1 protein-coding gene is annotated in these 1,906 nt (G+C 44.7%); it reads left to right on the top strand.

Annotation, left to right across the window (positions count from 1 at the left end; genetic code table 11):
- Nucleotides 1-1,835: DUF637 domain-containing protein (locus tag ACFIK3_RS09340; RefSeq protein ID WP_375676610.1), on the top strand; the 1,835-nt coding region annotated here is incomplete at its 5' end.
- Between the last annotated feature and the right edge of the window lie 71 nt (nucleotides 1,836-1,906).

The following is a 1,906-nucleotide window of genomic DNA, read 5'->3' as shown; positions in this document are numbered from 1 at the left end:
GCGTGCAGACGGCTCTTGAGGGCGGCTCTCTTGACAAGAACTTTTTTAACAATCTGCGCATCGCCCTGTCTGATACGATTGGCAAATCGTTGGCGGAAGAAATCGGTACCGCCAAGGCAGAAGGCAAAATAGATACGGTCACACAAATCGTTGCCCACGCCGGTCTTGGCTGTTTAAAAGGCGCTGTTGCGAGTGGTGCTTGCACGGCCGGTGCTGTGGGGGGTGCTGTGGGTGAAGCCACTGCTATGCTCCAGTTTCAATTGTGGGTGCAAGGCATTGTGAAAGAGGAAATGGGGGACCTAAACGGTCGCACCCCAACTCCGGAAGAGGAAGCGCGTATAAACGCAAAGATTGATGCGCAGTTTGCTGACTTTAGAGACCACACCATTGATGTTGCAAGGGCTGCCGGGGGCGTTGCCGCTGCCCTTGCCGGTGGCAATGTTGATGCCGGCGCTGATGCCGCAGGTAATGCCGCTGCAAATAACTTTTTGAGTAGTGCACAACGCGCTCAGATGAAGAAAGAGTTAGAAGAGTGCCCTGATGATCAGTGTCGAAGAGATGTTAACGAAAAATGGTTCGAGATTGATGAAGAGCAAGATAGGATTTTTGAGATAGGTCTTGCGAAGGGTACGATTGTTGGTGCCGTAAAAGCAATAGGAAACGGAATATCTGAGACAGCTCATGACGTTAAAGAATTAGGATCGGCAATAGGAAACGGAATATATGCGACAGTTCATGACGTTAAAGAATTAGGATCGGCAATAGGAAACAGTTCAGTTGATGAGATCTATCAAAATGCCCTTCAAGGCGTTGGAACAGCAAAAGCTTGGGCCACGAGTGGGCATATATTTGATGATGTCTGGGAAGGTGCTGGTCAACTCTGGGAAGGAGTTGGTCAATTCTGGGGAGGTGTTAAGGATTCCTTTAGAGGGCACATAGATCACATAAAGGATTCCTTTAGAGGGCATATAGATCACATACATGAAACAAGGGAGAAAGGGAGGGATGGAGCATTCAGTGCTGGTGCTGAATCTGGCGAAATGGCAGGTGAAGCATTAGGAGATGTGGCTTATATAGTGGGTTCTACAGTGCTTACTGACGGTGCTGTTTCAGCAGCCAAGGGAGGCGTAAAGCTTGCGGGCAAGCTTGTAGAAAAAGATCTCATCAAATTTGCTGCTAAGACTGAAGAAGCAGCTGCAAAAGCAGAAAAGGAAGTTGTTCAATCAGTTGGAAAAATTGGCTCTGAAAACAGTGCCAAGGGCGAAACATCCCCAAAGCCTTCAAAAAGCAATAGCAATCGTGAAACACTCGAAAAAAATAAGGAGCATCATGACGGAAAGCGTACAGAAGAAATGCAAAAATTACAGGAAGCAGGATGTACAACATGTACGCAAGAAGCATCGTTTAAAAAAATAGTTAAGAAACCTAACGATAAAGGAGTAATGGAGGATGTTGCAATAAGATCCCGTCCTGATATTCTCTATATAGAGGATGGTGAATTAAAAATTGTTGAGGTAAAAACGGGGAATGCTGGTCTAACCGAAAACCAAAAGATTTTGGAAAAGGAGTATAAAACAGGAGATGCGCAACCCACAGGAGATGTTGTTTTAAAATTCCTTGAGAAAAACAAAGAAAAGCTAAATAAATATCAACAGGAACTCAGCGATTTTAAGAGAGATTATAAAGGAAGTGCAGAAAAATTTGAGGAAGCATTAGATGATTTTAAGAAAAATTGGCCTAAAGAACAACTGGGCAAGGGTTGGGGGAGACCGATAAAATACGAAGTTATTCGTCATCCGAGCCGTTTAACAGAGCTTCTTGCACAAGGAAAGTGATTCATGATGCAAACTAAAGATGTCACAGAGATTTTAAAAAGACTGGGCTGGGAGCCTTATCGTGATAACGT

Source organism: Bartonella sp. CB10SXKL (assembly GCF_042195515.1).
In the GTDB taxonomy this organism is placed as follows: domain Bacteria; phylum Pseudomonadota; class Alphaproteobacteria; order Rhizobiales; family Rhizobiaceae; genus Bartonella.
This window is presented reverse-complemented; position numbering and strand designations above follow the sequence as displayed.